Origin of the sequence: Anaerotruncus sp. G3(2012) (assembly GCF_000403395.2) — a bacterium.
In the GTDB taxonomy this organism is placed as follows: Bacteria; Bacillota; Clostridia; order Oscillospirales; family Ruminococcaceae; genus Anaerotruncus.
Window position 1 is genome coordinate 91,832 of record NZ_KE159660.1, and the last position, 8,677, is coordinate 100,508.

Consider the following 8,677-nt stretch of genomic DNA (forward strand, 5'->3'; position numbering starts at 1 on the left):
GTGACGGTTTCTCAACAGAAGCCTTAACCCATCCGGGCTGACCGCTTGTCGCGGCGCCCTCTTCGATTTTTATTATAGCCTGGAAACCGGGCACTGTCAAGCGTCCTTTTGCGTGCAGCGGTTGGAGCGCTCTGCAAAATAGGCCTATCTACAGATTTTTTGCTGATTTCGGTAAAAAGTGTTTGCATTTCCGGAAGATATGTGATATAATAAGGGAGTTCTTGAAAAAGGGACGCGCGCCCGTGGCGCAGTTGGATAGCGCGTGTGACTCCGACTCACAAGGTCGCAGGTTCGAATCCTGTCGGGCGTACCATACCTCTGCAAGCTGTTACTGCTTACAGAGGTATTTTTTCTGCAATCAACCCTTTTTCCGCCGTTTCCAAGCACCGGCTGGGTTGTGCATACCGCTCCGGCGGGCGGGGAGGGGGAGGACACCCCAGTTTCGGCCGGACGTGAAAAAGCACCATCCAAACGGATGGTGCTTCTGGCTTTATTTGCCGTTGAGATGGCGGATGATCTCGCCGCCGATTTTATCCAGGGGGAGCTGCTTCTGGACCGCGCCGATGTTGTAGGCGACCATCGGCATCCCATAAACCACGCAGCTATCCTTGTCCTGCCCGATCGTGTAAGCGCCAGCTTTGCGCATTTTAAGCAGGCCCTTGGAGCCGTCCGCGCCCATGCCGGTGAGGATGACGCCGAGGGAATTCCGGCCCGCGTGCTCGGCAACCGAATCGAACAGCACGTCAACAGCCGGGCAGAACCCGCCGATCTTGGCAGTGCCTTCGCTCTTGACGTAATAGCCGCGGGTATCCTTGGCGACCCGGAGCTGAAGCCCGCCCGCGCCGATGATGATTTTTCCGGTCTCGACCCGGTCGCCGGTCACCGCTTCCTTGACCTGCATCTTGCAGATCCGGTCGAGGCGCTGCGCATACATATTCGTAAAGACCGGCGGCATATGCTGGACGATCACAATGCCGGGGGTAGTTTTGGGCAGATCGCGCACCACCTCCAGGATCGCTTCGGTACCGCCGGTGGAAGCGCCGATCGCGATCAGGGTGTTTGTTTTCCCCGCGGCAATGCTGCTGAGGGTGGGCAGGGGAGCCGCGGCAGCCGAAGTGGGCCGCAGCCGCCGGACCTGCGCGGTCGACGCGATCTTGATCTTGACAATCAGATCGTTCATGAACATCTGCATGTCGCCGGGGGACTTGATCTCGGGTTTTTTGACAAAGTCAACCGCACCGGCGTCGAGCGCGTCAAACGTATTGATCGGCAGCGCGCTGATGACGATCACCGGCAGCGGGTTCTGCGGGATCAGCTTTTTGATGAAGTCGATGCCGTTCATTTTGGGCATCTCGACGTCCATCGTCACCACATCGGGTTTTAAAAGACGGATTTTGTCCATTGCCTCGAAGGCGTCTCCAGCCATTCCGACGATTTCAATTCTGGGGTCCTTTGACAACCCCCGCTCTAACGATTTGCGAAAAAACAGGGAATCGTCAACGATCAGCAGCTTGATCTTTCCCATCATTGGCATCCGTATCACCCTTTCTTCTGGTAAATTGCAGGCTGGATATAGGTATATTTGGTGTTGTCGTTGTTGATACTCTCCGAATGGCCGATGAACAGATAGCCGCCTTTGGCAGTCCAGTCGTAGAACTTCCGCACAAGGTTCGCCTTGGTGGGCCCGTCAAAATAGATCATCACGTTGCGGCAGAAGATCAGGTCCATCGGCTTTTTGAACTGGAACGGGTCCATCAGGTTGAGCGGCCGGAAGATGACCTCCCGCCGGATCTGCTCGCAGACCTGCACCTGATTGTTGCCGATCTTGTTGAAATATTTGGTGCGCCAGGCTGGGGGGATGTCCTTGAGGTCCTCCTCCAGGTAGATGCCCGCCTTGGCCTTGGTGAGCACGTTCATTGAAATATCGGTCGCAAGGACGCGGGTATCCCACGAGCGCTTGCGGGAGCCGAAATAATCGTCGAGATACATAGCGATGTTATAGGGTTCCTGCCCGGTTGAACAGCCGGCGCTCCAGATGCGCAGCTCCCCCCTCCGGGTACGTTCAAAATTTGGCAGGACTTGTTTGCGGAAATATTCAAAATGCTCGTTTTCCCGCATGAAATAGGAGAGGTTGGTGGTCAGTTTGTTCAGCAGGGTGACAAATTCTGTCCCCGAGGAATCCTTGAAGAGGACGTCAAGATATTGAGAAAATGAGGTCAGCCCGCGTTTTCGCAGCTCATTGGTCAGCCTTCCTTCAATCAGGGTCCTTTTTTTGGTCAGGTCAATGCCGTATTTCTGTTTGACGAATGAGGTCAGACGGTTGAATTCCTCGTCGGTCATCCGGATCAGGTTCTGGGCGACCGACGGTGGTATCTGGTTCAGATCAAAATTAGTCACGTGGCGGTTCCTTCCTTCCGGCTCGGGGGTTTGATAGACATACAGAATCAAGGGGCGCTGCCCCTTGACCCCGCGATTTTTGAAAAGATGTACAGCGGTGCAGTACCTTACCTCTTTAAGAGGTGTGCCGCAAGCGGCAGGGGATACGGGAGGTTTCTTTCCGGATGCACGAAAAAGAACGAAAAGTACATTTCAAGGGGCAATGCCCCTGGGAACCTGTTCAGCATTCTTTATGCAGGGGGCTTTTTCACTTGCAAAAAGCCCCCTCTTGCCGCTCCGCGGCAATTCACCCGAAAAACGCGCTTCACAGGAGAAAGCGTTCCGCCGCGTGCGCGCGGCGGCGGGGGCTCCGCCCCTCGGCCCCGCCACCTTTGAAAAGGTGGACGAAACTTTTGGATAAAGGACAGATAAAAAGCGCACTTTGCCCTATCGGGGAGGGGCACACGGGGAGGGGGCACTGCCCCCTAGCCCGTGAGGCGCATCCTGCCCGAGCGTCGCGCGCAAGCGCGCTTCGGGCCGAAGGCCCGAGAAGCGAAGGGCGTTGTTTTGGTCGGGAACCCAAAACAACATGCGCCCGGTGCCCCCTAGCTCGTGAGGCGCATCCTGCCCGAGCGTCGCGCGTAAGCGCGATCTCGGCCTAAGAGCCGTCTGCGGCGGTTGGCCTCGAAACGCTCGCTGCGGCTCGCAGTCCGGGCCGAGCTTCTCAGCTTGCCGGGGGAGTTCTCACAAGAGGGGGGCACTGCCGCCCCTCTTGTGGGGTGCGCCGAGCGGCTGTCGCGGCCTTGGCCGCGCTTCGCGCCTGCGCGAGAAAGCCGCGAGCGGGGGCGTTTTGGTCTGGAACCCAAAACGCCGCGCACCTTTGAGAAAGCCGCGAGCGGGGGCGTTTTGGTCTGGAACCCAAAACGCCGCGCACCTTTGCGCCCCGGAAGTTTGGTCTGGAACCCAAACTTCCGCTGCCTAGAATGGGTTCAGATCGTTTTGGAAAAACTTCTCGCAGTCGATATTCATGATGACGCCGCGGCCCTCGACCTTGGCGATCGACTTCAAATATTTATCCGAGCTGTTGATCCCGAGGTCGGGCGGGGGAGAGCTTTCGGAATCGTCGATGGTGAGCACCTCGACCACGCTGTCGACGATCAGCCCCACCTTCATGTCGCGGATAGAGACCACGATGATGCAGGTTTTGTCGTCGTAGGCGCGCTCCGGCTGGTTGAACTTGAGGCGCACATCGATCACCGGCGCGACCTTGCCGCGCAGGTTGATAATCCCCTTGATATAATTGGGCAGGCCGGGGACCCGGGTAATCATCGGCACATTCACGATGTCCAGCACGTGCGCCAGCTCGATCCCGTAGACGATCTTCCCCATATGGAAGGTCAGATAGCGGCCGTGCAGGTCATCCAGCCGTTCGGCGGTGTTCGCCGCTGTTGTCGCTTGGGCAGCCATCGTCACATTCTCCTCTCTTTGCTCAGGTTGAGCAGGTTGTTGGCGTCAAGGATCAGGCTGATGCTGCCATCGCCGAGGATGGTGCAGCCCGAAAGCCCGATCTTTTTGACCGAGTATTTGTTCAGGAAGTTCGGGAACGGTTTGACAACCACCTGCTGCTCCCCGAGCAGCGCGTCCGCAAAGATACACGCCTTGTTTTCTCCCGATTCGATCAGCAGCAGGATGCCATCCTCCAGCTTGGTCACCTCGGTGGGCGCGTCGAAAAGCTGGTGCAGGCGGATCAGCGGGAAGCATTCGCCGCGGATCATGACCATTTCGGTGTCGTCGGTATTATAAAGGATGCGCACATCCTCCGAAACCTTGAAGCTCTGCTGGATCGAGGTGATCGACATGGTGTAGGTCGTGTCGCCCACCTGGAGCTCCATGCCGTCCACGATGGCCAGCGTCAGCGGGATCTTGATGGTGAAGGTCGAGCCTTCGCCGCGCTTGCTGTCGATCGTCAGGCTGCCGCCGATCTTCTCGATGTTCTGGCGCACAACGTCCATCCCGACGCCGCGCCCCGAATACTCGGTGACCTCCTGGTTGGTGGAGAACCCGGGCAGCATGATCATCCCGAAGATCTCGCGGTCGGTATACTCGCTCTCGGGCTTGGTGAGCAGGCCGCTTTCACGCGCCTTGCGCATGATCCGTTCGGTATCCAGCCCGCCGCCATCGTCCGAAATGATAATCACGATCTCGCCGCCCACGTTCTTGGCCTCCATCGAGACGCGGCCCACCGCGGGCTTGCCCGCCGCAATCCGCTCCTCGGTCGGCTCGATGCCATGGTCCATCGAGTTCCGGATCATGTGCATGAACGGGTCGCCGATCGCTTCGTTGATCGTTTTGTCCACCTCGGTCTCGCCGCCCGCTGTGACAAATTCCACTTCCTTGCCCAGCTTCTTGCTCATATCCCGCACGAGGCGCGCCATCTTCTGGAACACGCCCGAAAGCGGGACCATCCGGATCGACATGACGATGTCCTGGAGCTCGTCGGTGAGCTTGCGCAGCTCGCGGGTGGATTTGTTGAAGTTGTCGAGCTGAAGCCCGCGCAGGTCGGGGTTGCTCGCAACCATCGACTCGGTGGTCACCAGCTCGCCCACGAGATCCATCAGCTGGTCGAGCTTGGTCTGGTTGACGCTCACAAGGCTCTGCTTGGCCTTGGGCAGGCCCGGCGTTGTCCCCGCGGGCTGTTGTGCCGGCTGTTTGGGCGGGGGGGCCTGCTGCGGCTTTTCGGCCTGCTGCACCGGGGCCGGGGCCGGCGCGGGTTCCGGCTCGCTGGCTGTGGGTGCGGGCGCGGCTTCCGGCGCGGGCTGGGCCGGCTCGATCGGCTCGTAGGACGAGACGTTCACCGCGTTTTCGATGACCTGATAAAGCTCCTCAAGCGGGACCGAGGGCTTGCAGATCACGAGGAAGCCGTTTTTGATGATCTCCGAACAGAGGCCGGCGTCGCTTTCGGGGTTGGCCGGGTCGGAGGTGATCTCCTCACAGAGGTCCTTGAGCTGGCTCATCAGCATGAATGCGCGGATGTTTTCCATCTGGCAGCCGTCCTCAAAGTGCACCCGGATCCGGCAGAAGCCGTCCGCCGGGGGCGCCTGCTCCGCCGGCGCTGCTGCCTGGGCCGGGCCGCCCGGCTCTTCGGGCGTGTCCTTGCCCTGCATCACCGCGGCCAGCCGTTCGAGCTGGTTGATCAGGGAAGTGGGGTCGCCGGTGGCGTCGTGGTCGTTCTGCACCTCTTCGATCTGCTCCTTGAAAAAGTCGGAGGACTGGAACACCAGTTCAAAAATCGCCTCCGAGACGCGGTCCATCCGGCTGGTATCCTCGCGGATGATGTAGAACACATCCTCCACCGCATGGGCAAGGGTGGAGATCCCTTTGAAATCCATCATTGCGGCAGAGCCTTTGATCGTATGCATGATCCGGAAGATTGCGTCAATATTATCGGAGTTGAAGCATTTTGACTTTTCGGAGTCAAGCAGAATCTCGTCGAGCTGGTCGAGTAGCGTGGTCGTTTCGTAAATAAAGACTTCCAGCATCGGTTCCATACTAGGGTCAATCGGCATATTCGCTCACCTGCTATCCTATAAAAATTCAGCCATGCTTTCCGGCCGGGACAGGGAACCCCTTCCCGGTGCAGCCGCGGGCATGGCCGACCCGCATCTACCCGGCGGTTGCCGTATTGGGGACGTGCCGGCGGCCGCCCCTGTCTCCTACCAGGGGCGGCCTGTCCGCGGAATGCCGACGTTTCCCTGCGCGGCATTCCCGGGCCCGGTACGGGACGTGACAGAGTGTGAATACCCCCACCCGTGCGATAAGGATAATCACAACTCTGTATAAACTATTCGACCACTTGAAAAAAAACTAAAGTGAAAAGCTTGTGTTTTTCACATTTTGTTCGATAATCACTAATATGAGGGCTTCAGAACACCTTCCGCAGGCCCTGCGGGGGCCAAAGGGCGTGGGCTGGGCCTCATATTTTCCGAAATTTCTGAAAGGCTGGGAGGCTTCGGGTCAGTGGCAGATATACTGAAAATTACAACCCCGTTGATCAACAAGTCGCAGCCGATGGACCCGAAAAGGCCGGCCGATGTCAACACGCAGTTTGACATCCACAATGTCAACCGGGTGGTCAAGCCGGCGACACAGGAGGAAATCCTCGCCCAGAACAACGGCCTGAACCAGCAGGAGGGCACCTCCGAGATGCTCCTGAGCCTGCTCAAGGACCCTTCGGTCGCCGCCAGCTCGCTGAAAAACCTCTACCTCATGCAGGAGCTGATCAAGCTGCTGCCGGTCAACAACGAGACGTTTACCAAGGAGATCCAGCAGCTTTTCGACCAGATGTTTGTTTCACAGGAGGAGATCGCGCCCGAGATGCTGCGGCAGGAGCAGATCACCACCGTTTTCAAGGGGGAGATGTTCGATTTCCTGCGCGAGCTGCTGGGGAAATACCCCGACCAGCGCGACCTGCGCGCCTCGGTCGTGAGCTTCCTTAAGGCGCTCAACCAGCATGGCTCCCGCGGCGCGATGCTCGAATCGGTGGCAAACAGCCTGGAATTCCTCTCGGAAAGCCTGGCGAGCAGCCATTCGATCTCCGAGCGGCTGATGCGGCTTGCCCAGCGGTTCCGCCAGCCGGGGGCCATGCAGAATTTTGACAACCTCAAGCGCGGCGCGCTCGCCCTTTTCAAAGAGGTGGAGGACAGCATCCTCTTTTCGCCCAAGCTGGCCAAGGTGCTTTCGATTGCCACCTACAACCTCTCGCGCTACAACGACAACCCCATGTTCATCCAGGAATCGACCGCGATGGTCCTTTCGCAGCTGCGCGGGGAGCAGGCGCGGGACCAGTTTGTGGAATATCTCAACCAGTATTTCTCCGGCGGGCAGCAGGAGGATTCCGCCGCCGCGCTGCAAAAGCAGGCGGGGGAGAAGTCGGTCATGGATGTGATCGCGCGCCTGCTCGGCCGCAGGCCGGATTCGGATGAGCTGATGCTTTTAAACCCCGAGAAGGTGGAAAAGATCCTGCGCAGCCTGCTCTCCTCCCCCTGCAACTTCACGCCGCTCCTGCATTTTGTGGTGCCGGTGCAGTACGAGGACATCCGCTCGTTCGCCGAGATCTGGATCAACCAGAACGGCGAGGAGGACGACCGCCAGAACCGCGGCAGGGGCGGCAAATGCCTGCATATGCTGCTGGTCTTTGACATCAGCGACATCGGGCGGTTTGAGATGGAGCTTTATGTCCGCGAAAAGGTGATCGACCTTTCGCTCTTCTGCCCGCCGGGGTATTTGCAGGAATATACGGCGGCCCAGGCCGACCTTTCCCAGTGCCTGCGGGGGCTGGACTACCGGTTCGGCGAGATTCAGTTCAACCGGCTCGAGCGCCCGCGTTCGCTGATGGACGTGTTCCGCTCGCTGCCTTACAGGAGGACGGGCGTAGATGTCAAGGTCTAAAGCCAACCGCGACAAGCGCAATAAGGCGGTCGCACTGAAATATAATATGGAGGAGGACCCTTCCCCGATCGTCATTGCCTCGGGCTATGGGGAGATCGCCGAAAAGATTGTCACCGTTGCCGAAAAGCAGGGGATCCCCGTTTTCCGCGACGATAGCGCTGTTTCCCTGCTCTGTATGCTCGAGATCGGCTCGAATATCCCCGAGGAGCTTTATCAGGTGGTCGCGGCGATCTATGTCCAGCTGCTCGCCACCTCCAAAAAAATCAAGAATACCAGCCCCGGCAGCAGCGCCATGAAGGTGCTCGGCGCCAGCCTGTTTGGCGGTGAAGATTAGCTTCCGCTTTTTTGTGCAGCGGTGCAGTACCTTACCTTTTTTGACAAGTGTGCCGCTGGTCAGCGGCAAGGGATGCCCGGTCCCGTCCGGGGTAGTGGCTCTTTTTGTGCAGCTGCGCAGCACCTTGCCTTTTTTGAGAGGTGTGCCGCTTACCAGCGGCAGGAGATGCCCGGTCCCGTCCGGGCGGACGGCTTGTTTTTTGCTTGTGCAAAAAGCAAGATAAAAAGCACACATAAGGGGAACCCCTTATGTATCCCCCGGAAGGGTGCCCGCCTTTGGCTGGGCGGAAGGGACACGCATGTCACAGCCCGCCCCGACCTGTTTTTTGTCCAGACAGACCACGCCCACTCGCCCCGGGCTGTGCCGCAAAACCCCACTACTCTGTGCCCGATCGGGCCGAGCCAGCCAGCTTGCCGGGGAGGGGCACACGGGGAGGGGTCGCTGACCCCTCGCCCGTGAGGCAGCCCGCAGGGTCGTCGCGGCGGATGCCGCGCTTCGGGCCGCAGGCCCGAGAAGACC

General features: G+C 59.1%; 6 protein-coding genes and 1 tRNA gene. 3 read left to right on the forward strand and 4 right to left on the reverse strand.

Annotated elements, in window-relative coordinates; translation table 11 throughout:
• Positions 1–236: 236 nt before the first annotated feature.
• Positions 237–313: transfer RNA gene (locus tag C814_RS11050), tRNA-Arg, on the forward strand.
• Between the two features lie 177 nt (positions 314–490).
• Here the strand turns inward: C814_RS11050 and C814_RS11055 are convergent.
• The 4 genes from C814_RS11055 to C814_RS11070 form a co-directional block, all read right to left on the reverse strand.
• On the reverse strand, positions 491–1,534 hold the full coding sequence (locus tag C814_RS11055) for a protein-glutamate methylesterase/protein-glutamine glutaminase (protein ID WP_031219563.1): 1,044 nt from the start codon (positions 1,532–1,534) through the stop codon (positions 491–493).
• Between the two features lie 5 nt (positions 1,535–1,539).
• Positions 1,540–2,349 (reverse strand): CheR family methyltransferase, encoded by an 810-nt coding sequence (locus C814_RS11060; protein WP_031219564.1) that lies wholly within the window; start codon positions 2,347–2,349, stop codon positions 1,540–1,542.
• A 1,005-nt stretch (positions 2,350–3,354) separates the two neighbouring features.
• Positions 3,355–3,843 carry a chemotaxis protein CheW gene (locus tag C814_RS11065; protein ID WP_016317919.1) on the reverse strand — a complete coding sequence of 163 codons (489 nt, stop codon included), beginning with the start codon at positions 3,841–3,843 and terminating at the stop codon, positions 3,355–3,357.
• A 2-nt stretch (positions 3,844–3,845) separates the two neighbouring features.
• Positions 3,846–5,942 carry a chemotaxis protein CheA gene (locus C814_RS11070; RefSeq protein ID WP_016317920.1) on the reverse strand — a complete coding sequence of 699 codons (2,097 nt, stop codon included), beginning with the start codon at positions 5,940–5,942 and terminating at the stop codon, positions 3,846–3,848.
• A gap of 451 nt (positions 5,943–6,393) precedes the next feature.
• Here C814_RS11070 and C814_RS11075 point away from each other — a divergent pair, with 451 nt between their 5' ends.
• Both C814_RS11075 and C814_RS11080 read left to right on the forward strand, forming a co-directional pair.
• Positions 6,394–7,824: a hypothetical protein gene (locus tag C814_RS11075; protein WP_016317921.1), complete on the forward strand. Its 1,431-nt coding sequence runs from the start codon at positions 6,394–6,396 to the stop codon at positions 7,822–7,824.
• Positions 7,811–8,158: an EscU/YscU/HrcU family type III secretion system export apparatus switch protein gene (locus C814_RS11080; protein WP_016317922.1), complete on the forward strand. Its 348-nt coding sequence runs from the start codon at positions 7,811–7,813 to the stop codon at positions 8,156–8,158. Before C814_RS11075 ends, C814_RS11080 begins: the two co-directional genes overlap by 14 nt.
• The last annotated feature ends 519 nt before the right edge of the window (positions 8,159–8,677 follow it).